The organism is Kitasatospora sp. NPDC101447 (genome assembly GCF_044767225.1).
Classification (GTDB): Bacteria; Actinomycetota; Actinomycetes; order Streptomycetales; family Streptomycetaceae; genus Kitasatospora.
In genome coordinates this window covers 59,039-83,013 of sequence record NZ_JBIWNL010000012.1, presented here as the reverse complement: position 1 = coordinate 83,013, position 23,975 = coordinate 59,039, and the positions used below count along the sequence as shown (strand labels likewise).

The 23,975-nt window shown below is 71.3% G+C and carries 21 protein-coding genes; 12 read left to right on the top strand and 9 right to left on the bottom strand.

Features of this window, described 5'->3' with window-relative positions; genetic code table 11:
* Positions 1–69: 69 nt before the first annotated feature.
* On the top strand, positions 70–1,365 hold the full coding sequence (locus ACIRST_RS19040; RefSeq protein ID WP_402803187.1) for a hypothetical protein: 1,296 nt from the start codon (positions 70–72) through the stop codon (positions 1,363–1,365).
* A 72-nt stretch (positions 1,366–1,437) separates the two neighbouring features.
* Here the strand turns inward: ACIRST_RS19040 and ACIRST_RS19035 are convergent, their stop codons facing one another.
* The 7 genes from ACIRST_RS19035 to ACIRST_RS19005 form a co-directional block, all read right to left on the bottom strand.
* Positions 1,438–2,211, bottom strand: coding sequence for a succinate dehydrogenase iron-sulfur subunit (locus ACIRST_RS19035; protein ID WP_350519984.1), 774 nt, complete (start codon positions 2,209–2,211; stop codon positions 1,438–1,440).
* On the bottom strand, positions 2,211–3,953 hold the full coding sequence (sdhA, locus tag ACIRST_RS19030; protein WP_350519985.1) for a succinate dehydrogenase flavoprotein subunit: 1,743 nt from the start codon (positions 3,951–3,953) through the stop codon (positions 2,211–2,213). The genes ACIRST_RS19035 and sdhA overlap by 1 nt, the downstream gene beginning before the upstream one ends.
* Before the next feature lie 51 nt (positions 3,954–4,004).
* The gene (gene sdhD / locus ACIRST_RS19025; RefSeq protein ID WP_350519986.1) at positions 4,005–4,496 is read right to left on the bottom strand and encodes a succinate dehydrogenase, hydrophobic membrane anchor protein; all 492 of its coding nucleotides are present in this window, start codon (positions 4,494–4,496) and stop codon (positions 4,005–4,007) included.
* A gap of 8 nt (positions 4,497–4,504) precedes the next feature.
* Positions 4,505–4,885 (bottom strand): succinate dehydrogenase, cytochrome b556 subunit, encoded by a 381-nt coding sequence (sdhC, locus tag ACIRST_RS19020; RefSeq protein ID WP_033332398.1) that lies wholly within the window; start codon positions 4,883–4,885, stop codon positions 4,505–4,507.
* A gap of 297 nt (positions 4,886–5,182) precedes the next feature.
* The gene (locus ACIRST_RS19015; protein ID WP_350519987.1) at positions 5,183–5,668 is read right to left on the bottom strand and encodes a 2-oxo-4-hydroxy-4-carboxy-5-ureidoimidazoline decarboxylase; all 486 of its coding nucleotides are present in this window, start codon (positions 5,666–5,668) and stop codon (positions 5,183–5,185) included.
* A gap of 297 nt (positions 5,669–5,965) precedes the next feature.
* On the bottom strand, positions 5,966–7,612 hold the full coding sequence (locus ACIRST_RS19010; protein ID WP_350519988.1) for an alpha/beta hydrolase: 1,647 nt from the start codon (positions 7,610–7,612) through the stop codon (positions 5,966–5,968).
* A 68-nt stretch (positions 7,613–7,680) separates the two neighbouring features.
* Complete coding sequence (locus tag ACIRST_RS19005) at positions 7,681–8,436, bottom strand: SDR family oxidoreductase (RefSeq protein ID WP_350519989.1); 756 nt, start codon at positions 8,434–8,436, stop codon at positions 7,681–7,683.
* 113 nt (positions 8,437–8,549) lie between these two features.
* Between ACIRST_RS19005 and ACIRST_RS19000 the strand changes: the two genes are divergently transcribed.
* The 8 genes from ACIRST_RS19000 to ACIRST_RS18965 all read left to right on the top strand — a co-directional run bounded on the left by ACIRST_RS19000 (position 8,550) and on the right by ACIRST_RS18965 (position 18,986).
* Entirely contained in the window at positions 8,550–10,139 is a 1,590-nt protein-coding gene (locus ACIRST_RS19000; RefSeq protein ID WP_350519990.1) for a methylmalonyl-CoA mutase family protein, read from the top strand.
* 212 nt (positions 10,140–10,351) lie between these two features.
* Positions 10,352–11,605, top strand: coding sequence for an amidohydrolase (locus tag ACIRST_RS18995; protein WP_402803186.1), 1,254 nt, complete (start codon positions 10,352–10,354; stop codon positions 11,603–11,605).
* Positions 11,606–11,860: 255 nt separating this feature from the next.
* Positions 11,861–12,919 (top strand): BMP family ABC transporter substrate-binding protein, encoded by a 1,059-nt coding sequence (locus ACIRST_RS18990; protein WP_350519992.1) that lies wholly within the window; start codon positions 11,861–11,863, stop codon positions 12,917–12,919.
* A 348-nt stretch (positions 12,920–13,267) separates the two neighbouring features.
* The gene (locus ACIRST_RS18985) at positions 13,268–14,791 is read left to right on the top strand and encodes an ABC transporter ATP-binding protein (RefSeq protein ID WP_402803239.1); all 1,524 of its coding nucleotides are present in this window, start codon (positions 13,268–13,270) and stop codon (positions 14,789–14,791) included.
* Between the two features lie 4 nt (positions 14,792–14,795).
* A complete protein-coding gene (locus ACIRST_RS18980) occupies positions 14,796–15,950 on the top strand; it encodes an ABC transporter permease (RefSeq protein ID WP_402803185.1) in 1,155 nt (384 codons plus the stop codon).
* Complete coding sequence (locus tag ACIRST_RS18975; protein ID WP_402803184.1) at positions 15,947–17,212, top strand: ABC transporter permease; 1,266 nt, start codon at positions 15,947–15,949, stop codon at positions 17,210–17,212. The genes ACIRST_RS18980 and ACIRST_RS18975 overlap by 4 nt, the downstream gene beginning before the upstream one ends.
* A complete protein-coding gene (locus ACIRST_RS18970) occupies positions 17,209–17,601 on the top strand; it encodes a cytidine deaminase (RefSeq protein WP_350519995.1) in 393 nt (130 codons plus the stop codon). The genes ACIRST_RS18975 and ACIRST_RS18970 overlap by 4 nt, the downstream gene beginning before the upstream one ends.
* Positions 17,602–17,708: 107 nt before the next feature.
* Positions 17,709–18,986: a thymidine phosphorylase gene (locus tag ACIRST_RS18965; protein WP_396551863.1), complete on the top strand. Its 1,278-nt coding sequence runs from the start codon at positions 17,709–17,711 to the stop codon at positions 18,984–18,986.
* A 28-nt stretch (positions 18,987–19,014) separates the two neighbouring features.
* On the opposite strand, the gene ACIRST_RS18960 is transcribed toward ACIRST_RS18965, so the two are convergent.
* A complete protein-coding gene (locus ACIRST_RS18960) occupies positions 19,015–19,569 on the bottom strand; it encodes a Uma2 family endonuclease (RefSeq protein ID WP_350519997.1) in 555 nt (184 codons plus the stop codon).
* Between the two features lie 26 nt (positions 19,570–19,595).
* Positions 19,596–20,870, bottom strand: coding sequence for an MFS transporter (locus tag ACIRST_RS18955; protein WP_402803183.1), 1,275 nt, complete (start codon positions 20,868–20,870; stop codon positions 19,596–19,598).
* A 100-nt stretch (positions 20,871–20,970) separates the two neighbouring features.
* On the opposite strand from ACIRST_RS18955, the gene ACIRST_RS18950 reads away from it, so the two are divergent.
* From ACIRST_RS18950 to ACIRST_RS18940, 3 genes are all read left to right on the top strand, one after another.
* Positions 20,971–21,939 carry a LysR family transcriptional regulator gene (locus ACIRST_RS18950; RefSeq protein ID WP_350519999.1) on the top strand — a complete coding sequence of 323 codons (969 nt, stop codon included), beginning with the start codon at positions 20,971–20,973 and terminating at the stop codon, positions 21,937–21,939.
* A gap of 141 nt (positions 21,940–22,080) precedes the next feature.
* Positions 22,081–23,238, top strand: coding sequence for an adenosine deaminase (locus ACIRST_RS18945; protein WP_350520000.1), 1,158 nt, complete (start codon positions 22,081–22,083; stop codon positions 23,236–23,238).
* A gap of 225 nt (positions 23,239–23,463) precedes the next feature.
* Positions 23,464–23,835 carry an ATP-binding protein gene (locus ACIRST_RS18940; RefSeq protein WP_402803182.1) on the top strand — a complete coding sequence of 124 codons (372 nt, stop codon included), beginning with the start codon at positions 23,464–23,466 and terminating at the stop codon, positions 23,833–23,835.
* The last annotated feature ends 140 nt before the right edge of the window (positions 23,836–23,975 follow it).

The following is a 23,975-nucleotide window of genomic DNA, read 5'->3' as shown; positions in this document are numbered from 1 at the left end:
TGCTGGCAGGATCCCCACCGCTCGTGCACGTATCGAAAAGATCTGCAGACACAGGGGTGGGAAATCTCCATGACACTTCGACACACCCGCAGGCTCGGGTGGTCGGCCGCGGCGACGGTGGTCGCCGGCCTGATCGCCGCTCCCGCTGCGATGGCCGACACCGCGCCGGACACCACGAGTCCGACCGTCACCGTCTCCTCGCCCGACTTCCCGGCGGGCGGCCCGGCCACCAGGTACGCGGGGCAGAAGGGGACCTTCGTCCTGAGGACCGCCGACCCGGCCCCGCCCGGCGGGACGGCCTCCGGGGTCGCGTGCGTCCGGTACGGCTGGGACTACCTCGGCGTCTCCTCCGGCTGCGACGGACCGGGCGCCGTCCGGCCGGACGGCGACGGCACGGTCACGCTGAACCTCCAGGTCCTGAACTGGGGCACCAACACCCTCACCGTCGAGGTGACGGACCACGCCGGCAACGTCGGCCGGGCGGGCTACACCTTCTACGCCCCCTCGAACCCGAACCCGCCGAGGACTCTCGGCGACGTCGACGGGGACGGCGTCGCGGACATCCTGGTGCCGGACGCCCAGGGCAACCTCCAGTACATCGGCGTGAACGCCACCGGCACCGTGCCCGGTTCGACGGTCCGGGCGGCCGTCGCGCCCGACCGGACGGGCTGGGCGTCGTACCAGGTCGCGCACCGCGGCTGGTCGAACGACCACGCACCGTCGGCGGACGACTTCTTCGTCCACAAGCCCGGCCAGGGCTACCTCTACCTGTACCGGAACGTCGACTACGGCTCCTTCGGCCAGACGTGGACGGGCGCGGACCGTTCCACCGAGTGCGTGGACGACACCGCGGCGGTCGTGGCCTGCCCGGCGGACTTCGCCAAGGACTGGTCCAAGGCCGACCAGCTGGTCGCCTTCGGTCCGGTCGACGGGGGCACCGAGCCCTCGCTGGTGACCCTGGAGGGCGGCAACCTCTGGCTGCACTCCGGGGGCGACTTCGCCTACGGCTACCAGCAGGCCCGCAAGCTCACCACCTCCGGTGCCTGGAGCGGCTACGACCTGATCGCCCCCGGCCCCGACGCGGCCGGCGACCTCGCCCTGTGGGCGCGTGACCGGGCCACCGGCGAGCTGCACGCGTACCCGGTCCCGAAGAAGGCCGACGGCACCCTCGACTTCTCCGCCCTCGCCGACCCGTCCGGGCACGTGGTCGCCACCGGCTTCACCACCGCCGCCTACCCGACGCTCGGGAGTTCGGGCGACGGGGACGGGGACGGCAGGCCCGACCTGTGGGCCGTCACCGCGGACCGGCACCTGATGACCTTCGGCGGCTGGTCCGCGCCGAAGGACCTCGGCGCCCTGCGTTAGGGCCCGGCGAACGCCGGAGGCCCCCGCCCGATCCGGGGATCGGGCGGGGGCCTCCGGGCTGTCAGGCGGGGATCAGAAGCGGCGGGTGACCAGCGCCCGCTTCACTTCCTGGATCGCCTTGGTGACCTCGATGCCACGCGGGCAGGCCTCGGAGCAGTTGAAGGTGGTGCGGCAGCGCCACACGCCCTCACGGTCGTTGAGGATCTCCAGGCGCTGCTCGGCACCCTCGTCGCGCGAGTCGAAGATGAAGCGGTGCGCGTTGACGATGGCGGCCGGGCCGAAGTACTGGCCGTCGTTCCAGAACACCGGGCAGGACGACGTGCACGCGGCGCACAGGATGCACTTGGTGGTGTCGTCGAAGCGCTCGCGGTCCTCAGCGGACTGCAGGCGCTCGCGGGTCGGCTCGTTCCCCTTGGTGATGAGGAACGGCATGACGTCCTTGTACGCCTGGAAGAACGGGTCCATGTCCACGACCAGGTCCTTGAGGACCGTCAGGCCCTTGATGGCCTCGATCGTGATCGGCTTCTCCGGGTCGACGTCCTTGACCAGGGTCTTGCACGCCAGCCGGTTGCGGCCGTTGATCCGCATGGCGTCGGAGCCGCAGATGCCGTGCGCGCAGGAACGGCGGTAGGTGAGGGTGCCGTCCTGCTCCCACTTGATCTTGTTGAGCGCGTCCAGGACGCGCTCCTTCGGGTCCATCTCCAGCTGGTAGTCGACCCACACCGGGTCCGGGTGCTCCTCCGGGTTGAACCGGCGGATCCGGAAGGTGACGGTGATCAGCTGCGTGCCACCGGCCTCGACCGCGTCCAGAGCGGCCGAGTGCTTCTCCACAGTCGGAGTGCTCATCAGTACTTACGCTCCATCGGCTGGTAGCGGGTCGTCACGACCGGCTTGTAGTCGAGGCGGATGGAGGTGCTGCCGTCGGCGGCGACCTCCTGGTACGCCATGGTGTGCTGCATGAACTTGACGTCGTCACGGGTCGGGAAGTCCTCGCGGTAGTGACCGCCGCGGGACTCCTCGCGGGCCAGCGCGGAGACGGCCAGCACCTCGGCCAGGTCGAGCAGGTTGCCCAGCTCGACGGCCTCCAGGAGGTCCGTGTTGTAACGGAAGCCCTTGTCCTGGATGGAGACGTTCTTGTAGCGCTCCTTCAGCGCGGCGATGTCCTCGACCGCCTGCTTCAGGGTGGCGCCGGTGCGGTACACCATGGCGTTGGCGTCCATGGACTCCTGCAGCTCCTTGCGGATCTGCGCCACGGACTCGGTGCCGGTGCCCTCGCGCAGGCCGTCGACCAGGGCCTGGACCTTCTCGGCCGGGTTCTCGGGCAGCTCGACGAACTCGTGCGCGTTGGCGTAGTCGGCGGCGGCGATGCCCGCGCGACGGCCGAACACGTTGATGTCCAGCAGCGAGTTGGTGCCCAGGCGGTTGGCGCCGTGCACGGACACGCAGGCGACCTCGCCGGCCGCGTACAGGCCCGGGACGATGTCGGTGTTGTTGCGCAGGACCTCACCCTCGACGTTGGTCGGGATGCCGCCCATGGCGTAGTGCGCGGTGGGCTGGATCGGGATCGGGTCCGTGTAGGGCTCGATGCCGAGGTAGGTGCGCGCGAACTCGGTGATGTCCGGGAGCTTGGCGTCCAGCTGCTCCGGCGGCAGGTGGGTGAGGTCCAGGTAGACGTGGTCGCCGTCCGGACCGCAGCCGCGGCCTTCGCGGATCTCGGTGTAGATCGCGCGGGAGCAGACGTCACGGGACGCGAGGTCCTTCATGACGGGGGCGTAGCGCTCCATGAAGCGCTCGCCGTCCTTGTTGCGCAGGATGCCGCCCTCGCCGCGGGCGCCCTCGGTGAGCAGGATGCCCATGCGCCAGATGCCCGTCGGGTGGAACTGGAAGAACTCCATGTCCTCCAGCGGCAGGCCGCGGCGGTAGACCAGGGCCTGGCCGTCACCGGTGAGGGTGTGGGCGTTGGAGGAGACCTTGAAGAACTTGCCGGTGCCGCCGGAGGCGAACACGACGGACTTGGCCTGGAAGACGTGGATCTCGCCGGTGGCCAGCTCGTAGGCGACGACGCCGGCGGTCTTGCCGTCGTTGATCAGCAGGTCGAGGACGTAGAACTCGTTGAAAAACTCGACGCCGTGCTTGACGCAGTTCTGGAACAGCGTCTGGAGGATCATGTGGCCGGTGCGGTCGGCCGCGTAGCACGAGCGGCGGACCGGGGCCTCGCCGTGGTTGCGCGAGTGACCGCCGAAGCGGCGCTGGTCGATGCGGCCCTGCTCGGTGCGGGAGAAGGGCAGGCCCATCTTCTCCAGGTCGAGGACGGCGTCGATGGCCTCCTTGCACATGATCTCGGCGGCGTCCTGGTCGACCAGGTAGTCACCACCCTTGACCGTGTCGAAGGTGTGCCACTCCCAGTTGTCCTCCTCGACGTTGGCCAGGGCGGCGCACATGCCGCCCTGGGCCGCGCCGGTGTGGGACCGGGTCGGGTAGAGCTTGGTGAGGACGGCGGTGCGGGTGCGCTGCGTGGACTCGATGGCCGCGCGCATGCCGGCGCCGCCGGCGCCGACGATGACGGTGTCGTACTGGTGAATCTGCATGGGGGGTTAACTCGCCTCTGGCCTCTGCCGATGGTCGATGGTGCTCGCGGCTCAGATGTTGGGGTCGAAGGTGAAGATCACCAGGGTGCCCAGCAGCACGGTGAAGACCGTGGCGGTACCCATGAGCCCCTTGAGCCAGAGCCGGGTCGAGTCCTTCTCGGCGTAGTCGTTGATGACCTGACGCATGCCGTTGGCGCCGTGCAGCATGGCGAGCCACAGCATGAGGAGGTCCCAGCCCTGCCAGAACGGCGAGGCCCAGCGGCCGGCCACGAAGGCGAAACCGATCTTGGAGACGCCACCGTCGAGGATCAGCATGATGATCAGGTGGCCGATGATCAGGGCGACCAGGACGATGCCGGACAGGCGCATGAAGAGCCAGGCCAGCATCTCGAAGTTGGTGCGGGTGCGGCGCGGGGTCTTCTTGGTCCGCTGGCGCGGCGGCTCGATGACGAACGCGTCGGCCGGGTTGCCGGTGCCGAGGCCCTTGCCGGTGTGCGCCTGCTTGGAGGGGACGACGACGGCGTCGGAGATTTCCGTGCTCATGTCTCAGCTCACTTCCCGAACCAGGAGATCAGCGTGTGCTGCAGGATCCCGTAGAAGGAACCGGCCATCAGCACCACCCAGACACCGACCACGGTCCAGAGCATCTGCTTCTGGTACTTCGGGCCCTTGGACCAGAAGTCCACGGCGACGACGCGCAGGCCGTTGAGGGCGTGGAACAGGATGGCGGCCACCAGGCCGTACTCCATCAGGTTCACGAGGGGAGTCTTGTACGTCTGGATGACGGTGTCGTAGGACTCCGGCGACACTCGCACCAGAGCGGTGTCCAGGACGTGGGCGAACAGGAAGAAGAAGATGAGGACGCCGGTGACTCGATGAGCCACCCAGCTCCACATGCCTTCCCGGCCGCGGTACAGCGTTCCAGCCGGCACGGAAAAACCCTCCGGAAGCGATTGGGGGCTCGGCCGGCTTCGGTGTCGGTCAGCCCGGCCGGGTACGGTCCACCGGCCGCGAGCATCCTATCGACGCCTTCTCGCGTACCGCCTCCGGGGGCCCCAGGTGTGATCAATCAGGCACTTCTGGCCTAGTGGGGCGGGAACCAGGGAGCGGTTCGCCACTCTGGGTCACCGAATGACCGCGCCCCGCGTCGAAGGACGCGGGGCGAGCGGCTCGGGTTCATCCGTACGGGTGATTCACCCGCACGGATGAAAGAGGGGTGGGGGCCGGCTTCAGCGCGCTCCGGCCTCCGAGTGGGTGGCGACCAGGTGCTCCAGCCGGGTGAGGGCGATCCGGCGGAGCTCGTCCGCCGCGATCAGCCGCTCCTCGTCCGGGTCGTTGGCCAGGCGGGTGCGGATGGAGGAGAGCACGGTGTCGAGCATCTCCTCCGGGGCGACGCGCTCCAGGCAGACCACGAAGACGTGGCCGAACCGGGCCTCGTAGGCGGCGTGCGCCGCCCGCAGCGCGGTGTGCGCGGCCTGGCTGCCGGGGGCCCGCATGCCGAGCAGGGGCTGCGGCATCCAGCTCTCGTCCGCCAGGGCCTCGGCGAGGTCGGCCGGGCGGAGGTCGTAGGAGGCCTCGCTGGCGGCGGCCAGCAGGGACTCTATGTCGGGGTACGGCCGGTGCGCGGTGAGCCGCAGGGCCCAGCGGTGGCTGCCGCAGCAGGCCAGCAGGGCCTCCTCGGCGGCGCCGGCGTCGGCTTCGTTGAAGCGGTGCAACCCGAGGAGGGTCGGCTCTGTTCTGACGTCGAGCCGCTGTGACGGGATGTCGCTGGCCAGCGGGTCCTCCTCGTGAGGGCGGGAAGGTGCCGGTGAAGTGGGCTGGTGGGGCAGGTGAAGTATGGGGCTGCGGAGAGGCGCTCGGGCGCCGGTCGGGCAGCGCTTCCAAGGTAGTTGAGCCGTCATCAGTTGGGGAGGGCGCACGCCGAATTCATCCGGACGAGCTATCAAGTTGTGACGTTGACACCTTCGCGTCAGCACCCTCCCCGCGTTCATCTGCTAATCGGCAGGCCGGGCTCAGGTGCAGCGGGTGCCCGCGGCCGGCACGGTGCCCTCCGTCAGGTAGGCCTCCAGGGCCCGGTCGATGCAGGTGTTGCCCTTGCCGAAGGCGCCGTGGCCCTCGCCGACCCGGGTGAGCAGGGTGGCGTCGGCGAAGCCCTTGGCCAGGGACTCGGCCGAGGCGTACGGGGTGGCCGGGTCGCCGGTGGAGCCGACCACCAGGATCGGGGCGCTGCCCTCGGCCCGGACGGTGTGCGGCTTCTCCTGGGTCTTGAACGGCCAGTAGGCGCAGCCGGGCTCGCTGTAGTCGTCCACCGTGACGCCCTTGGACAGCAGCGGTGCCTCGGCGAGCAGCCGGTCCACCGCGGCCTTGGCGTGCTCGGGGGTGGGCGCCGGGCGGACGGCGTCGGCGCAGCTGATCGCGTCGTTGGCCTCCTCGATCGGGCTGTAGTGGCCGTTCTCGTCGCGGCCGTTGTAGTCGTCGGCGAAGGCCAGCAGCAGGTCGCCGCGCTTCATGGTCATCGCCATGCCGAGGCCGACCCGCAGGTACTTCCAGGAGGTCTTCTCGTCGCCGTAGAGCATCTGGATGGTGCCGGTCCAGGCCAGGTCGCGGCCGAGCTTGCGGCCGTCCTTGGCGGTCAGCGGGCTGTCGTGCAGGCCGTCCAGGAAGTCGGCGGCCTTCTTGGCGGCGGTGGCCTTGTCCTTGCCGAGCGAGCACTCGTCGGGGTGGTTCTCGACGCAGTCGGCGGCGAAGCGCTCGAAGGACTTCTCGAAGCCGACCTGCTGGTCCACGCCGTGGTCCAGGGTGTCCTGGGCGGGGTCGACGGCGCCGTCCAGGACCAGTCGGCCGGTGTTCTGCGGGAACTCCTCGGCGTAGAGGGCGCCGAGGTAGGTGCCGTAGGAGATGCCCAGGTAGTTGAGCTTCTTGTCGCCGACGGCGGCGCGCAGCACGTCGAGGTCGCGGGCGGTGTTGCGGGTGCCGACGAAGGGCAGCAGCTTGCCGGACCTGGCCTGGCAGGCGGCGGCGTGGTCGGTGGACTGCTTGACGTGCGCGGCCCTGCGCTCGGCCGGGTCGAGCGGCTCGTCCAGCTGGTTGGCGGCGTCGTGCTGCTTGTCGTCGTAGCAGACGACCGGCGAGCTGGCGCCGGTGCCGCGGGGGTCGAAGCCGATCACGTCGAAGCGGTTGTGCAGGGTGCCGACGAAGTCCTTGGCGCCGTACTCGACCATCTCGACGCCGGAGGCGCCGGGGCCGCCCGGGTTGACCATCAGCGAGCCGATCCGCTGGTCCGGCTTGGCGGCCGGGTACTTGATCAGCGCGAGGTCGATCGCGTCGGCCGCGGGGGTGGCGTAGTCGAGCGGGACGTGCAGCTTGCCGCACTTCATCCCGGAGGTGTCGATCTTGGCCTTCTCGGCCTGGGGGTCGGCCGGGCAGGCCGCCCAGGTGATCTGCTGGCCGTAGAAGGGCTTGAGCGCCGGGTCGGCCTCGCCGGTGGTCCTCGCGGTCGCCGCCGCGCCGCCCCCGACGCCGCCGGCGGGCGCGGAGGTGCCGGCGGCGTGGTCCTGGGCCGGCTCGGCGGTGCGGTCGCAGGCGGTGGCGAGGAGGAGGGTGCCTGCCGCCAGGGCGGTCAGCAGGACTCGTGGGCGGGCGGCCCGGAAGGTTCTCATCGGACGTGTGTACCACTGGGTGGTGACGCGTTCGACCAGGGGCCCCGGGGCCGCCCGCCCGGCCCGGATCAGCTCCGGTGGACCTTGTGGTTGGCGGCCTGCGCCCGGGGGCGGACCACCAGCAGGTCGATGTTCACGTGCGAGGGCCGGGTGACCGTCCAGGCCACGGTGTCGGCGATGTCCTCGGACGTCAGCGGCTCGGCCACGCCCGCGTAGACCGCGGCCGCCTTCTCCTCGTCGCCGCGGAAGCGGGTGACCGCGAAGCCCTCGGACTTCACCATGCCGGGCGCGATCTCGATCACCCGGATCGGCTCCCCGCACAGCTCCAGCCGCAGCGTGGCCGCGATGGTGTGCGCGGCGTGCTTGGCGGCGACGTACCCGCCGCCGCCCTCGTACGCGGCCAGCGCGGCGGTCGAGGAGAGCACCAGCACCGTGCCGTCGCCGGTGGCCCGCAGGGCCGGCAGCAGCGCCTGCGTCACGTGCAGCACGCCGAGCACGTTCACCTCGTACATGGCCCGCCAGTCGGCCGGGTCGCCGTGCTCGACTGTCTCGGCGCCGATCGCGCCGCCCGCGTTGTTCACCAGGACGTCCACCCGGCCGACCTCGGCGGCGAAGGCGTCCACGGCGGCCCGGTCGGTGACGTCCACGGTGACCGCCCGCGCCGAACCGCCCCGGTCGGTGATCTCCTTGGCCAGCGCCTCGATCCGTTCGGTGCGGCGGGCGGTCAGCACCACGTCGAATCCCTCGGCCGCCAGCCGGCGGGCGGTCGCCGCGCCGATTCCGCTGCTGGCACCGGTGACCACGGCCACCTTCTGCTCGGTCATTGCCACTCCCTGGGGCTCATCGGTCGTTCACCCGATCATCTCAACCGCGTCGGCGCCCCGGCGGGCAGGCCATAGATTGCGAGGACAGCGCCCGCCGATCCCTGGAGGGACCCATGGCAGCCGAGCCGCGCCGCGCCGAGTCGGGCTTCGACGTCGAACCGCTGTACGGCCCCGAGGCACTGGCCGGCTGGGACCCCGGAGCCCGGCTGGGCCGCCCGGGGGAGTACCCGTACACCCGGGGCGTCTACCCGACCATGTACACCGGCCGCCCCTGGACGATGCGCCAGTACGCGGGCTTCGGCACCGCCGCCGAGTCCAACGCCCGCTACCGGCAGCTGATCGCGGGCGGCGGCACCGGCCTGTCGGTCGCCTTCGACCTGCCGACCCAGATGGGCTACGACTCGGACGCCCCGCTCGCGGCCGGGGAGGTCGGCAAGGTGGGGGTGGCGGTGGACAGCGTCGAGGACATGGCGGTGCTGTTCGACGGCATCCCGCTCGGCGAGGTGTCCACCTCGATGACCATCAACGCGCCCGCCGCCCTGCTGCTGCTCCTCTACCAGCTGGTCGGGGAGGCCCGGGGCGTCGCGCCGGCGTCGCTCACCGGAACCGTCCAGAACGACGTGCTGAAGGAGTACATCGCCCGCGGCACGTACATCTTCCCGCCGCAGCCCTCGCTGCGGCTGGTGGCCGACCTGTTCCGGTACTGCCGCGCCGAGATCCCGCGCTGGAACACCATCTCCATCTCCGGCTACCACATGGCCGAGGCCGGGGCCGATCCCGCGCAGGAGATCGCCTTCACCCTGGCCAACGGCATCGCCTACGTCCGTACCGCGATCGCCGCCGGGATGGCCGTGGACGACTTCGCCCCCCGGCTCTCGTTCTTCTTCGTGGCCCGCACGACGCTCCTGGAGGAAGTGGCCAAGTTCCGGGCCGCACGCAGGATTTGGGCCGGAATCATGCGCGAGGAGTTCGGTGCGCGGGATCCGCGCTCGCAGATGCTGCGCTTCCACACCCAGACCGCCGGGGTGCAGCTCACGGCCCAGCAGCCCGAGGTCAACCTGGCCAGGGTCACCGTGCAGGCGCTCGCCGCGGTGTTCGGCGGCACCCAGTCGCTGCACACGAACAGCTACGACGAGGCGATCGCGCTGCCCACCGAGAAGGCCGCCAGGCTCGCCCTGCGCACCCAGCAGGTGCTCGCCCACGAGACCGACGTGACCGCCACCGTCGACCCCTTCGCCGGGTCGTACGCCGTCGAGTCGCTCACCGACGGGGTGGAGGCCGCCGCGCTGGCCCTGATGGCCCGGATCGAGGACCGGGGCGGCGCGGTGGCCGCGATCGAGCAGGGCTTCCAGAAGGCCGAGATCGAGCGCACCGCCTACCGCGTCCAGCAGGAGACCGACTCCGGCGAGCGGACCGTGGTCGGCGTCAACCGCTTCAGGGCGGACACGGAGGAGCCGTACCAGCCGCTGCGGGTGGACGCGGCGATCGAGCGGCAGCAGGCCGGGCGGCTGGCCCGGCTGCGGGCCGAGCGCTCCGCCGGCGCCGTCACCCGGGCGCTGGACGGGCTGCGCCGCACCGCCGAGGGGACGGGGAACGTGCTGTACCCGATGAAGGAGGCGCTGGCCGCCCGGGCCACCGTCGGAGAGGTGTGCGACGCGCTGCGCGGGGTGTGGGGGACGTACGCCCCGGTGGAGCGCTTCTGAGCACCGGCTGAACGGACGTCAACGTCCGGGTGCCGTCAAGGAAGTGGCGGCCGTGACCACCGGCCCGGGTGATCGTTGCACAGGGCAAGCAACCCGGGGAAGGCGGCTGAAACGAGATGTCATACCCACCTGTCCGGCCGGTATGCGCCCATCCGGGGACTAATTTTCCGGAAGTCGGGCCAAAACCCCCCAGCAGGCCTACGATTGGCGAGATGAACCGTCCTGAGCCCACTCAGCCGGGCGCCACTCTCGCTGCCGCACGCCCCGCCGCCGACCTGCGCGACCGGGTGGGGGCGCTGGAGCCCGAGCTGATCGCCTTCCGCCGTGATCTGCACCGGCACCCGGAGCTTGGCCGCCAGGAGTTCCGCACCACCGGGCTGCTGCGCGACCGGCTGGTGGCGGCCGGACTCGAACCCCGGGTGCTGCCGGGCGGCACCGGCCTGCTCGTCGACATCGTCCCGGCCGGCACCGCCCCGGGCGCCGAGTTCCTGGCCTTCCGCGCCGACATCGACGCACTCCCGATCGACGACGCCAAGACCGACGTGCCGTACCGCTCGACCGTCCCCGGCCGGGCCCACGCCTGCGGCCACGACGTGCACACCGCGGTGGTGCTCGGCGCCGGACTGGTGCTGGCCGAGGCCGCCCGCACCGGCGAGCTGCGCCGCCCGGTCCGGCTGGTCTTCCAGCCGGCCGAGGAGGTCATGCCGGGCGGGGCGCTGGACGTGATCAAGGCCCGCGGGATGGATGGTGTCGGCCGGATCTTCGCGGTGCACTGCGACCCGAAGGTGGAGGTCGGCCGGATCGCCCTGCGCACCGGCGCGATCACCTCGGCCTGCGACCGCCTGGTGCTGCACCTGGACGGCCCCGGCGGGCACACCGCCCGCCCGCACCTGACCACCGACCTGGTGACCGCGGTGGCCCGGATGGCCGCCGACCTCCCCGGCGCCCTGGCCCGCCGGATGGACCCGCGCTGGGGCGTCAGCCTGGTCTGGGGCCGGATCGCCTCCGGCTCCGCGCCCAACGTCATCCCGCAGCACGCCGAGCTGGAGGGCACCGTCCGCTGCCTGGAGCTGGACGGCTGGCGCGAGGCGCCGGACCTGCTGCACGAGCTGATCGCCAAGCTCAGCGAGACCTACCGGGCCAAGTGGACGCTGGACTACCACCGCGGGGTGCCGCCGGTGGTCAACGAGGCGGTCTCGGTCGCCCTGCTGGACGAGGTGATGAACGCGCGGTTCGGCCGGGACGGCCGCCAGGTGGTGGAGGGCACCGAGCAGAGCCTCGGCGGGGAGGACTTCTCCTGGTACCTGGAGCACGCCCCGGGCGCGCTGGCCCGGCTCGGCGTCCGCGCCCCCGGTGACACCACCGTCCGCGACCTGCACCAGGGCCGCTTCGACGTGGACGAGCGGGCGATCGGCATCGGGGCCGAGCTGTTCGCGGCGCTGGCACTGGGGGCGGACGGCCGCTGAGGGCGCAGCCGCGGGGCGGCAGCCGACACGTGGGCGGATTGTCGGGATTCGGGGTTCGGTGGCGGTTCCGTAAACTGGGCCCCACCAACCTCGGACCACCGTCCGTGTCACGGGAAAGGGCCTCGGGATGGGCCTCAGACCACGGTTTGATAACAACCCGAATGCTCTGGCACCCCGTAACACAACCGTGTTCTACGCGCGTTACGGTGGCGTCCGACCACGCCAAACGGTTGCGTGTTAGAAGGAGATACTCCCTTGCGCCGTTCAATGAAGCTCGCCGCGGTTGTGCTCTCGGGTTCCCTGGGCATGGCCTCGCTCGCCGCTTGCGGCGCAAAGAGCAACGACACCACCTCCTCCTCCGGCTCCGGCGACGGTTCGCTGAAGGTCGGTATGGCCTACGACATCGGTGGCCGTGGCGACCAGTCGTTCAACGACTCCGCCGCCCGTGGTCTCGACAAGGCCAAGTCCGACCTCGGTGTCTCCGTCACCGAGGCCGAGGCCAAGCAGGGCGAGGCCGAGGCCGACAAGGAGACCCGCCTCAAGAACCTGGTCGACGCCGGCTACAAGACCATCATCGCGGTCGGCTTCGTCTACCAGCCGGCGGTCAACAAGGTCGCCAAGGACAACCCGAACGTCAAGTTCGCGATCATCGACTCGAACGACAAGGACCAGCCGGCCAACGTCACCTCGCTGCTCTTCGCCGAGCAGGAGGGTTCGTACCTGGCCGGTGTCGCCGCCGCGAACAAGTCGAAGGCCCACCACATCGGCTTCATCGGTGGTGTGCAGTCCGAGCTGATCAAGAAGTTCGAGGCCGGTTACAAGGCGGGCGCCAAGTCCGTGGACCCGAACATCCAGATCGAGACCACGTACCTCACCACCCCGCCGGACTTCTCGGGCTTCTCCTCCCCCGACAAGGGCAAGGAGGCCGCCCAGGGCCAGCTCGACAAGGGCGCGGACGTCATCTACGCCGCCGCCGGTTCCTCGGGCAACGGCTCGATCGAGGCCGTCGCCAACGCCGGCAAGCTGGCCATCGGTGTCGACTCCGACCAGGCCAACCAGCCGGCCCTGGCGAAGTACAAGAACAGCATCCTGACCTCGATGGTCAAGAACGTCGACAACGCGGTGTTCTCGTACATCGACTCGGTCAAGAAGGGCCAGAACCCGACCGGGATCAAGCTCTTCGACCTGAAGGCCGACGGTGTCTCGCTCGCCACGACCGGTGGCAAGATCGACGACATCCAGTCGCAGCTGAAGGCCGCCGCCGACGCCATCAAGAGCGGCGCGACCACCATCCCGACCGCGCCGGCCCAGTAAGGACCGCGCGTCTCGGACGCGACAGCGCCTGCCGCCTGCCCGGCAGCGCGATGATCGACACAGTTCACGGGAGGGGCCCGGCAGGGTGCGCTCAACGCGTACCCCCGGGCCCCGTTCCGTCTCCAGGTTCCCCCCCCTTGGCCCTCCGAGCGCAACGACGCGCCTCCAGACCACCAGGAGACCGCCATCACCGCATCCGACCCCGTCCCCCTGCGCAAGGACGGCACCCCCAGCGCGGGGACGGCGACAACGGCCGTCGAACTGCGCGGCATCACCAAGCGCTTCCCCGGTGTCGTGGCCAACCACGACATCAACCTCACCGTCCGCACCGGCACCGTGCACGCCCTGATGGGTGAGAACGGCGCCGGCAAGTCGACGCTGATGAAGATCCTCTACGGCATGCAGAAGCCGGACGAGGGCACCATCGCGATCAACGGCGAGCTGTGCGAGTTCAACACGCCCGGCGACGCGATCGAGCGCGGCATCGGCATGGTGCACCAGCACTTCATGCTCGCCGACAACCTCACCGTCCTGGAGAACGTCGTCCTCGGTGGCGAGAAGATCCACGGCATCGGTGCCAAGGCGAAGGCGAAGATCAAGGAGATCTCCGACCAGTACGGCCTGGGCGTGCGCCCGGACGCCCTGGTCGAGGACCTCGGCGTCGCCGACCGTCAGCGCGTCGAGATCCTCAAGGTGCTCTACCGCGGCGCCAAGATCCTGATCCTCGACGAGCCCACGGCCGTCCTCGTCCCGCAGGAGGTCGACGCGCTGTTCGACAACCTGCGGGAGCTCAAGTCCGAGGGCGTCACCGTCATCTTCATCTCGCACAAGCTGCACGAGGTGCTGGCGGTGGCCGACGCGATCAGCGTCATCCGGCGCGGCACCACGGTCGGCGACGCCGACCCCAAGGCCGTCACCGCCCGACAGCTCGCCGAGATGATGGTCGGCGCCGAGCTGCCCTCCCCGGAGAGCCGCGCCTCGACCGTCACCACGGACGAGATGCTCGACGTCACGGACCTGCGGATCGCCAAGACCGACGCCGAGGGCATCGAGCGCGTCGTCCTGGACGACATCTCGCTGCGCATCCACAAGGGCGAGATCCTGGGCATCGCGGGTGTCGAGGGCAACGGCCAGGCCGAACTGGTCGAGGCCATCATGGGCATGCTGCCCCTGGACGGCGGCACCGTCACCCTGGACGGCAAGGACCTCTCCGGCACCCTGACCCGGTCCCGCCGCGAGGCCGGCATCGGCTACATCCCCGAGGACCGCCACAAGCACGGCCTGCTGCTGGAGGCCCCGCTCTGGGAGAACCGCATCCTCGGCCACGTCACCGAGGCGCCCAACTCCACCGGCGTGCTGCTGAACCCGTCCGCCGCGCGGGTGGACACCCAGCGGATCGTCGAGGAGTTCGACGTCCGCACCCCCGGCATCGAGGTCACCGCGGCCTCGCTCTCCGGCGGCAACCAGCAGAAGCTGATCATCGGCCGCGAGATGAGCCACCAGCCCAAGCTGCTGATCGCCGCGCACCCCACCCGCGGTGTCGACGTCGGCGCGCAGGCCCAGATCTGGGAGCACATCCGGAGCGCCCAGCGGGAGGGCCTGGCCGTCCTGCTGATCTCCGCCGACCTGGACGAGCTGATCGGGCTCTCCGACACCATCCGGGTCATCTACCGCGGCCGCCTGGTCGCCGACGCCGACCCGGCCACCGTGACCGCCGAGGACCTGGGCACCGCGATGACCGGTGCCGCCAGCGGCCACATCGAGTCCGAGCCGGAGGCCGTCGCCGAGGCGCACGCCGTCGCCGCCGAGGGCACCGAGGCCGAGGGCACCGACCCGTCCGACACCGCCGACGACCCGCAGGCGGGGGAGTAACCACATGACCAGTCCCAACCCCGCCGCCAAGCGCAGCCTGGCGCAGCGGATCAGCGTCGAGCGGATCGTGCTCGCACTGGCGGCGCCGGTGCTCGCGGTCGTGCTCTCCGTCGCGATCTGCTCCGTCCTGCTGGCGACCTCGGGCAAGAACCCGTTCGACGCGTGGAACGTGATGATCACGTTCGCCACCAAGTCGGACGGCCAGGTGCTGATCCTCAACCGGACCACCACCTACTACCTGGCCGCCGCGGCCGCCGCCTTCGGGTTCCGCATGAACCTGTTCAACATCGGCGTCGAGGGCCAGTACAAGGTCGCGGCGCTGTTCGCGGCCTACATCGGCGCGCAGGTCGACCTGCCGGCCTTCATCCAGATCCCGCTGCTGCTGGTCACCGCCATGCTGGTCGGCGGCCTGTACGCGAGCATCGCCGGTCTGCTGAAGGTCCTCCGCGGCGTCAGCGAGGTCATCTCGACCATCATGCTGAACGCCATCGCGCTCGCGATCGTCGGTCTGCTGCTCGTCCCGGGCATCTTCGCGCCGAAGGTCAGCGGCACCAGCAACTCGATCCAGACCGAGCCGATCTCCCAGTCGAGCCACTTCTTCGCGATCCAGACGGACGGCGGCCCGCTCTGGGGCTTCATCTTCATCGCCGTCCTGGTCGGCGTGGTGTTCCAGTTCGTGCTGACCCGCACCCGCTTCGGCTTCGACCTGCGCGCCACCGGCCGCTCGGAGTCCGCCGCGACCGCGTCCGGCGTGAACGTCAAGCGCATGATCGTCATCTCGATGGCGGTCTCCGGTGCGATCGCCGGTCTGATCGGCATGCCCGAGCTGCTGCAGAACTCCTTCTACTACGGGCAGACCTTCCAGCAGAACCTGGGCTTCCTGGGCATCTCGATCGCCCTGCTGGGCCGCAACAGCCCGATCGGCATGGCCTTCGCGGCCCTGCTGTTCGCCTTCCTGGACTCCACCGGTGCCCAGCTGCCGCTCCAGGGCGGCTTCCCGGCCGAGATCGTCTCGGTCATGGAGGGCACCATCGTCATCTGCGTCGTCGTCGCGTACGAGCTGGTGCGCCGCTACGGCCTGACGCGCCAGCAGAAGAAGGTCGGCGAGCAGCTCGCCGCCCAGCTCGCGGCCGCTGAGAAGAAGGAGGTGTCGGCGTGAGCACGGCTACCGCTGCTCGTCCCAAGGCGCCCGGCGCGCCTGCGAAGAAGCACAAGCTGTCCTGGCCGGTCGTCCTGCTCCTGATCGCGGGCGCCCTGGTGCTGTTCTCCGCCGTGGGCATGGCCACCGGCAACCACTCGCTGACCTCCTCCGGTCAGGTCACCGCCGCCCTCAGCGCCGCCGTGCCGATCGGCATGGCCGGTCTCGGCGGTCTCTGGTCCGAGCGGGCCGGTGTGGTCAACATCGGCCTCGAAGGCATGATGGTCGCCGGCACCTTCTGCGGCGCCTGGGCCGGCTACCTGGTCAACCCGTGGGTCGGTCTGCTGGCCGGCATGCTCGGCGGTGCGCTCGGCGGCCTGCTGCACGCGGTCATCACCGTCACCTTCGGCGTCGACCACATCGTCTCCGGCGTCGGCATCAACCTGCTGATCCCCGGCATCTGCGCGTACGTCAACCGGATCTACTACAAGGACTACATCTCGGCCGGTGCCGGCCAGAACCAGTCCCCGCCGGCGGACCCGCTGCCCTACATCACGGTTCCGGGGCTGTCCTCGGGCCTGAAGGACATCGAGAGCCACCACTGGTTCTTCGTCTCGGACGTCGCGGGCGTGCTCGCCGGCCTGGTCACCAACATCTCGGTGGTCGTGGTCCTGGCGGCCGCGCTGATCGTGGTCAGCTACTTCGTGCTCTGGCGCACGGTGTTCGGCCTGCGGCTGCGCTCCTGCGGTGAGAACCCGACGGCCTCCGAGTCGCTGGGCGTCAACGTCTACAAGTACAAGTACATCGCGGTCATCGCCTCCGGTGCCTTCGCCGGCCTCGGCGGTGCGTACCTCTCGCTGGTCGCCGCGCACTTCTACAAGGACGGCCAGACCCTCGGCCGGGGCTTCATCGGCCTCGCCGCGATGATCTTCGGCAACTGGATGCCGGGCGGCCTCGCCATGGGCGCCGGCCTGTTCGGCTTCACCGACAGCCTCCAGCTGCGCGACCCGGGGTCGGTGCACGTGCTGCTCCTGATCGTGGGCATCGCGATGGTGCTGCTCGCCCTGTGGCAGCTCTACCGGCGCAAGTACACCGCGATGGTGATCTCGCTCGTCATCGCCGGCGGCATGATCGCCTGGTACTCGCTGACCGACGAGGTGCAGCGTCCGCTGATCGTCGCCACGCCGTACGTGATCACCCTGGTGGTGCTCTCGCTGGCCTCGCAGCGCCTGCGTCCGCCGAAGGCCGACGGGCAGATCTACCGCAAGGGCCAGGGCAAGTGACCGCCCCCGTGGTCGACTGGGAGCGGCTGCGCGAGGCGGCGCGCGAGGCGATGGGCCACGCGTACGCCCCGTACAGCAAGTTCCCGGTCGGTGCGGCCGCGCTGGTGGACGACGGGCGGGTGGTCACCGGCTGCAACGTCGAGAACGCCTCGTACGGGCTCGGGCTGTGCGCCGAGTGCGGGCTGGTGTCCGCGCTGCACGCCACCGGCGGCGGGCGGCTGACCGCGTTCACCTGCGTGGACGGTGCCGGTGAGCTGCTGATGCCGTGCGGGCGCTGCCGCCAGCTGCTGTACGAGCACGGCGGGCCCGAGCTGCTGATCGAGCTGCCCTCCGGGGTCAAGCCGATGAGCGAGGTCCTGCCCGACGCGTTCGGGCCGGAGCGGCTCTAGCCTCTCTGTTTGTTACGCGCGTAGAGTGTCGCGAGTGGGCCGGAACCCGGTCATCTCGCGGCACTCTTCGCATTTCATGCCTTTCTGAAACCCCTCTTGGAGCACGCATGGACGCCATCTCCGTCATCAGGACCAAGCGCGACCGCGGAGAGCTGAGCGACGCTCAGATCGACTGGGTCATTGACGCCTACACCCGCGGCGAGGTCGCCGACGAGCAGATGTCCGCCCTGGCCATGGCGATCCTGCTGAACGGCATGCAGCCGCGCGAGATCAGCCGCTGGACCGACGCCATGATCCGCTCCGGCGTCCGGATGGACTTCTCCTCGCTGCCGCTGCCCACCAGCGACAAGCACTCCACCGGCGGCGTCGGCGACAAGATCACCCTCCCGCTCGCCCCGCTGGTCGCCGCCTGCGGCGCCGCCGTCCCGCAGCTCTCCGGCCGCGGCCTCGGCCACACCGGCGGCACCCTGGACAAGCTGGAGTCCATCCCCGGCTGGCGCGCCCTGCTGTCCAACGACGAGATGATGGACGTGCTGCGCGACGCGGGCGCGGTCATCTGCGCGGCCGGCGACGGCCTCGCCCCGGCCGACAAGAAGCTGTACGCGCTGCGCGACGTCACCGGCACCGTCGAGGCGATCCCGCTGATCGCCTCCTCGATCATGTCCAAGAAGATCGCCGAGGGCACCGGCGCGCTCGTCCTGGACGTCAAGGTCGGCTCCGGCGCGTTCATGAAGAACATCGACGACGCCCGCGAGCTCGCCCGCACCATGGTGGGCCTGGGCACCACCGCCGGGGTCAACACCGTCGCGCTGCTCACCGACATGTCCACCCCGCTCGGCCTCACCGCCGGAAACGCGCTGGAGGTCCGCGAGTCGGTCGAGGTGCTGGCCGGCGGCGGTCCGGCCGACGTCGTGGAGCTGACCCTCGCGCTCGCCCGCGAGATGCTCGCCGCGGCCGGCGTGCACGGCAAGGACCCGGCGGACGCGCTGCGCGACGGCTCCGCGATGGACCACTGGCGCCGCATGATCGCCGCCCAGGGCGGCGACGTGGACGCCCCGCTCCCGGTCGCCCGCGAGCAGCACGTCATCCCCGCGCCGGCCTCCGGCGTGCTCACCGAGCTCGACGCGTACGCCGTCGGCGTCTGCGCCTGGCGCCTGGGCGCCGGCCGCGCCCGCAAGGAGGACCCGGTGCAGGCCGGCGCCGGCGTCGAGATGCACGCCAAGCCGGGTGACACCGTCGTGGCCGGCCAGCCCCTGCTGACCCTCCACACCGACACCCCGGAGCGCTACGACTACGCCATCGAGGCCCTGGCCGGCGGCATCACCGTCGCCCCCGAAGGCACGGCGTTCACCCCGAACCCGATCGTGCTGGACCGCATCGCCTGACCGTGGTCGGTGTCCTGCGGACGTGCGCTCAGGCGTACGTCCGCAGGACACTGGTGTCGAGCTTCCACGGGCCCACGGTGATCGTGTCGCCGAAGACGAAGTCCTTGCGGCGGGTGTAGCCGGGCTCGTCGTGAATGATGCCGGTGCCCTTGCGGGGATCGACCAGGAGGTACAGCGGGATACCCATCGCCGAGTAGTCGCGGACCTTGTCGTGGTAGTCGTTCTCGGGGTTGGACTTGGAGACGATCTCCACGACGAGAAGGATCTCGTGGGGAAGGAACGCCGGGCAGTCGTCGTCCAGAGCCGCGTCGGGGAACACCATCAGGTCAGGGTTCCGGAGCCGACCGAGGCCGATGTCCTCCAAGTCCGCGCCGCCGTGGGCGATGTAGCCGGGGTGGGTCTGTGGCAGTTGGGCATTGAGCTGCTGTGCCAGGCGGATGACTGCGAGCTCGTGGCGTTTCACGGGCGACATCATCATGACAATCTCGCCGTCGGCGATCTCGATCTTCCCTATCCCCGGCACCCTCGGCAGCTGATCCGCGATCTCGCGGAGCCGGGCGTACACAGCAGGATCGATGCTCATGTCCCGGAGTGTATCGGCGGCGGCTGTCAACCGTCCGCGAGCGCTCGCCTCGTGGTATGCGCCTGACGGGTGGCGTAGAGGGTGACGCCGGCGGCGAGGGTCATGGCGGTGAGGCCGACGGCGGCGGCTCCGGGCCAGCCGGTGGCGTGGTAGGCGTCGGCGCCGAGGGTGCCGCCGAGGCTGTTGCCGAGGTAGTAGGCGATCAGGTAGAGCGCTGAGGCCTGGGCGCGGCCCTCGGTGGCGGTGCGGCCGACCGCGGAGGACGCGGTGGCGTGGCCGGCGAAGAAGCCCGCGGTGATCAGGACCAGGCCGAGCAGCGCGCAGAGCAGGGAGTCGGCGAGCGAGAGCAGCAGGCCGGCCGCGGTGACGCCGACGGAGACGTAGAGGGCGCCGCGGCGGCCCAGTCGGCCGGAGAGGCGGCCGGCCGCGGCGGAGGTGCCGGTGCCGACCAGGTAGACCACGAAGATCGAGGCGGCGATCGACTCCGGCAGGTGGAACGGCGCGGAGATCAGCCGGTAGCCGACGGTGTTGTAGACCGCGCCGAACACGGCCATGAACAGCATCCCGAGCGCGTACAGCCGGACCAGCAGCGGGTTGCGCAGGTGGCGTCCGACGGTGCGGGCGAGCGCGCGGGCGTCCACCGGGGCGGGGGTGAAGTGCCGGGCGGCGGGGATCAGCAGCCGGAACACGAGCGTGGCGAGCAGGGCGAGGGCGGCGGAGGCGGCGAGGCCCCAGCGCCAGCCGAGCGCGGCGGCGGTCCAGCCGGAGAGCAGCCGGCCGCCCATGCCGCCGATGCTGTTGCCGGCCACGTACAGACCCATCGCGGAGGCCAGGGCGCTGGGGTGGACCTCCTCGGCGAGGTAGGCCATGGCGGTGGCCGGGAGCCCGGCGAGGGCGGCGCCCTGGAGGACCCGCAGGACGACGAGGGTGGTCAGGTCCGGTGCGAAGGGCAGGGCGAGGGCGAGGACGGAGGCGGCGAGGGTGGAGGCCGTCATCACGGCGGTGCGGCCGTACCTGTCGGAGAGCGCGCTCGCCGGGAGCAGTCCGAGGGCGAGGCCGAGGGTGGCGGCGGAGGCCGTCCAGCTGGCCTGGCCGGGGGTGAGGTCGAGGTCGGCCGAGAGGACCGGCAGCAGGCCCTGGGTGGAGTAGAGCAGGACGAAGGTCGCGACCCCGGCGGCGAACAGGGCGAGGTTGGCGCGGCGGAAGGCGGGCCGTCCGGGGCGGAGGCGGTCGTCCGGGGCGGTGGCGGTGGCGGGGGCATCCGGGGCGGGCACGGATGCCCTGGTACTTGAGGGCTGCATGCCGTTGACCGTAGGCCTGGTGTCGTTGATGCGTCCAATGCATGAAGCAGGCATGATCGATGCACTGGCGTATGAGTCGAGGTGTCGAGGTGGTGGCGGGATGGCCGGGCCGGAGCCGGTGGACGGCGGGGAGCAGCGGTACCGGGCGGCCGAGTTGGGGCCGGACGAGCCGGCCGTCCTGCTGGCGCCCCGGCTGGCGCAGTTCGCGGCGGTGGCCCGGCTGGAGCACGTGACGCAGGCGGCCGCGGTGCTCGGGATGCCGCAGCCGACGCTGTCGCGTGCGGTGGCGCGCCTGGAGGAGGAGCTGGGGGTGGAGCTGCTGGCCCGTCAGGGCCGTACGGTCCGGCTGACCAGGGCGGGCCGGCTGCTGCTGGCCTCGGTGGAGCGGGCGCTGGCCGAGGTCGAGCGGGGCGCGCAGGCGGCCAGGGCGGAGGCGGACCCGGAGGCGGGGCTGGTCGCCTTCGGCTTCCTGCACACGATGGGGCCGGACGCGGTGCCGGCGCTGCTGCGCGGCTTCCGCGCGGCGCACCCCCGGGTGCGGTTCCAGCTGGTGCAGGACTACGGCGCGGCGATGCTGGAGCGGCTGCGGGCCGGCGAGCTGGACCTCTGCCTGGTGGCGCCGCTGCCGGAGGATCCGGCGTTCACCGCCCGCCCGTTGGACGAGCAGCGCCTGCACCTGGTCGTCCCGGCGGACCACCGGCTGGCCGGGCGCCGGCGGATCCGGCTGGCGGAGGTGGCCGAGGAGCCGTTCGTCGGGCTGGAGCAGGGGTACGGGCTGCGCGCGATCACGGACGGCTTCTGCGCGGAGGCCGGGTTCGTCCCCCGGCTGGCGTTCGAGGGGGAGGAGGCCGAGACGCTGCGCGGTCTGGTGGCGGCCGGGCTGGGGGTGGCGCTGCTGCCGCCGGCCCTGGTGCCGCGGCCCGGGGTGGTGGAGCTGGAGGTGACGGCGCCGCGTACCCGGCGGGCGGTCGGACTGGCCTGGGCGGCGGGGCGGCCGCTGACGCCGCCGGCGAAGGCGTTCCGGGACTTCGTGCTGTCCCGGCGCGGACGGCTGCTCCAGCACGACTGAAACCGTCGTCGCGGTATTCCGGAACGGCCAGGGCGGTTTGGCGGATCCTATGGACCGGTCGGTGGAATTCCGGGCGGAGTTTGGACCATTCGGTGGTGTTCGCAGTGGTGGGTCTACGCGCGTAGGGGCTATATTTCCGCAATGGAGAAGCAGATCCCCGTCACCACCGCGGGCACCGGCCCGCGCATCCCCGCCGCCGACCAGATCCGCCGCGCGCCCAAGGTCCTGCTGCACGACCACCTGGACGGCGGGCTGCGTCCGGAGACCGTCGTCGAGCTGGCCGCCGCCGTCGGCTACGAGGGACTCCCCACCACCGACGTCAAGGAACTCGGCGAGTGGTTCCGCGAGGCCGCCGACTCCGGCTCGCTGGTCCGCTACCTGGAGACCTTCGCGCACACCTGCGCCGTGATGCAGACCCGCGAGGCCCTGATCAAGGTCGCCGCCGACTGCGCCGAGGACCTGGCCGCCGACGGCGTCGTGTACGCCGAGGTCCGGTACGCCCCCGAGCAGCACCTGGAGGGCGGCCTGACCCTCGACGAGGTCGTCGAGGCCGTCCAGGAGGGCTTCCGCCTGGGCGAGGCCAACGCCCGCGCGGCCGGCCACCGGATCCGCATCGGCACCCTGATCACCGCGATGCGGCACGCCGCCCGCTCGCAGGAGATCGCCGAACTGGCCAACCGCCACCGGGACTCGGGCGTCGTCGGCTTCGACATCGCCGGTGCCGAGGCCGGCTACCCCCCCACCCGCCACCAGGCCGCCTTCGACTACCTCAAGGGCGAGAACAACCACTTCACCATCCACGCGGGCGAGGCCTTCGGCCTGCCGTCGATCTGGGAGGCCCTGCAGTGCTGCGGCGCCGACCGGCTCGGCCACGGCGTGCGGATCGTCGACGACATCACGGTGAACGAGGACGGCAGCGTCGAGCTCGGCCGGCTGGCCGCGTACGTGCGCGACAAGCGCATCCCGCTGGAGATGTGCCCCACCTCCAACCTCCAGACCGCGGCGGCCACCTCGTACGCCGAGCACCCGATCGGGCTGCTCAGCCGGCTGAAGTTCCGGGTCACGGTGAACACCGACAACCGGCTCATGAGCGGCACCAGCATGAGCCAGGAGTTCGGGCACCTGGTCGAGGCCTTCGGCTACACCCTGGGCGACATGGAGTGGTTCACCGTGAACGCCATGAAGTCCGCGTTCCTGCCCTTCGACGAGCGACTGGCGATGATCAACGACGTGATCAAGCCGGGCTACGCCGAGCTGAAGGCCGAGTGGCTGTTCAGCGCGGGCACCGGCGGCAACTGAGCCGTAGCGCTGACGCGCTCCTTTCGGTCGGATGAACGGCCTTCTTCCGCACGGAAGTTGGCGTTCATCCGACTACTCACTCGGGTGAGTGAACGCTCCTTGGTTCTCGCGCGACCGGCTCACTACGGTGTGCCAGTCATTGCCGACCAGGCACGGTGGCGGCCTCCCGTCCGCCGGAAGCCGTACGCGTCGTCGGCCTCCGACGAGGACCCAAGGGGACGAACCATGAAGCAGGCTCTCAAGGCCGCCGGCACCGCGGCGCTCGGCATCGCCATCGCGGCGATCGGCGCCGGCACCGCCTCCGCCGACGCCGCCCCGGCGCCCGGCGGCCTCGGGCTGCCCACCGGCGCGGTGACGAACCCCGCGGTGACCGGGGCGGTCACCGACACCGCCGCCAAGCTGCCCGGCGGCGACAAGGTCACCGGCACGCTGGGCACCCTCGCCCCGAGCGTCGGCCACGCCGCCCCGGCCGCCGAGGCCCCGCTCGCCGGCGTCACCCAGCAGCGCGCCGCCGTGCCCTCCGTCCCGGGTCTCGACAAGACCCCCCTCGGCGGGCTGACCGGCGCCCTTCCGGGCCTGCCGGGCCTGGGCGGCTGATTCCGCAGCCGCCGACACACGGACGGGCCGCCCCCCCCCCCCCCCCCGGGGGGGGGGGCCGGGCGGGGGCCGCCCCCCCCGGGGCGGGGGGCGGGCGGCCGGCCGCGGGGGGGGGGGGGGCGGGGGGCGGGGGCCCGGGG

What these genes read in the sequence shown, in the direction of transcription:
- ACIRST_RS19040 (WP_402803187.1), top strand. Translation starts at nt 70, where the DNA reads ATGACACTTCGACACACCCGCAGGCTCGGGTGGTCGGCCGCGGCGACG.
- ACIRST_RS19035 (WP_350519984.1), bottom strand. Translation starts at nt 2,211, where the DNA reads ATGAGCACTCCGACTGTGGAGAAGCACTCGGCCGCTCTGGACGCGGTC.
- sdhA (WP_350519985.1), bottom strand. Translation starts at nt 3,953, where the DNA reads ATGCAGATTCACCAGTACGACACCGTCATCGTCGGCGCCGGCGGCGCC.
- sdhD (WP_350519986.1), bottom strand. Translation starts at nt 4,496, where the DNA reads ATGAGCACGGAAATCTCCGACGCCGTCGTCGTCCCCTCCAAGCAGGCG.
- ACIRST_RS19010 (WP_350519988.1), bottom strand. Translation starts at nt 7,612, where the DNA reads ATGAGAACCTTCCGGGCCGCCCGCCCACGAGTCCTGCTGACCGCCCTG.
- ACIRST_RS19005 (WP_350519989.1), bottom strand. Translation starts at nt 8,436, where the DNA reads ATGACCGAGCAGAAGGTGGCCGTGGTCACCGGTGCCAGCAGCGGAATC.
- ACIRST_RS19000 (WP_350519990.1), top strand. Translation starts at nt 8,550, where the DNA reads ATGGCAGCCGAGCCGCGCCGCGCCGAGTCGGGCTTCGACGTCGAACCG.
- ACIRST_RS18995 (WP_402803186.1), top strand. Translation starts at nt 10,352, where the DNA reads ATGAACCGTCCTGAGCCCACTCAGCCGGGCGCCACTCTCGCTGCCGCA.
- ACIRST_RS18985 (WP_402803239.1), top strand. Translation starts at nt 13,268, where the DNA reads ATGGGTGAGAACGGCGCCGGCAAGTCGACGCTGATGAAGATCCTCTAC.
- ACIRST_RS18980 (WP_402803185.1), top strand. Translation starts at nt 14,796, where the DNA reads ATGACCAGTCCCAACCCCGCCGCCAAGCGCAGCCTGGCGCAGCGGATC.
- ACIRST_RS18965 (WP_396551863.1), top strand. Translation starts at nt 17,709, where the DNA reads ATGGACGCCATCTCCGTCATCAGGACCAAGCGCGACCGCGGAGAGCTG.
- ACIRST_RS18960 (WP_350519997.1), bottom strand. Translation starts at nt 19,569, where the DNA reads ATGAGCATCGATCCTGCTGTGTACGCCCGGCTCCGCGAGATCGCGGAT.
- ACIRST_RS18955 (WP_402803183.1), bottom strand. Translation starts at nt 20,870, where the DNA reads ATGCAGCCCTCAAGTACCAGGGCATCCGTGCCCGCCCCGGATGCCCCC.
- ACIRST_RS18950 (WP_350519999.1), top strand. Translation starts at nt 20,971, where the DNA reads ATGGCCGGGCCGGAGCCGGTGGACGGCGGGGAGCAGCGGTACCGGGCG.
- ACIRST_RS18945 (WP_350520000.1), top strand. Translation starts at nt 22,081, where the DNA reads ATGGAGAAGCAGATCCCCGTCACCACCGCGGGCACCGGCCCGCGCATC.
- ACIRST_RS18940 (WP_402803182.1), top strand. Translation starts at nt 23,464, where the DNA reads ATGAAGCAGGCTCTCAAGGCCGCCGGCACCGCGGCGCTCGGCATCGCC.